We start from the raw sequence: 527 nt of genomic DNA, 5'->3' as shown, positions 1-527 counted from the left end.
TGGCCGCCGGTATTGTGCACGGTTCACAGGTTTCGTTGCAGATAGGCTTCAGCGCCGTGTTGGTCAGCCTTGCTATCGGCACCGTCGTCGGTGCATTAGCAGGCTATTTTGGCGGCACAATCGACGATGTTCTGGTGCATATCACCGAACTGTTCCAAACCTTTCCCACCTTCTTATTGGTGGTGGTGTTGGTCGCCATTGGTAATCCCTCGATTGGCCTGATATCCAGCGCGATCGGCATTGCCTCCTGGCCAACCATTGCCCGTCTGGTACGCGCTGAGTTTCGTTCGCTGCGCGCCAGCGATTTTGTGATGGCAGCCCGCAGTCAGGGTTTTTCGTCGCTGCGCATTATCTTTCAGGAAATGCTGCCAAACGCCCTGCCGTCCATCATCGTGACCACCTCGGTCATGGTGGCGTCGTCCATTCTGATTGAATCCGCGTTGGCATTTCTCGGTTTTGGCGATCCCAACCGGGTCAGTTGGGGCAGCATGATCGGTGCCGGACGCGAATCGCTGCGCACCGCCTGG

1 protein-coding gene is annotated in these 527 nt (G+C 57.3%); it reads left to right on the top strand.

Translation table 11 applies throughout. From position 1 onward, the window contains the following. Positions 1-527 (top strand): ABC transporter permease (locus J5224_RS35020; RefSeq protein ID WP_264629388.1); only part of this gene is annotated, 527 nt, incomplete at both ends.

It is taken from the genome of Candidatus Symbiopectobacterium sp. NZEC135 (genome assembly GCF_025962695.1).
The sequence above is the reverse complement of the archived record's forward strand: the minus strand, read 5'-3'. Positions and strand labels throughout refer to the sequence as shown.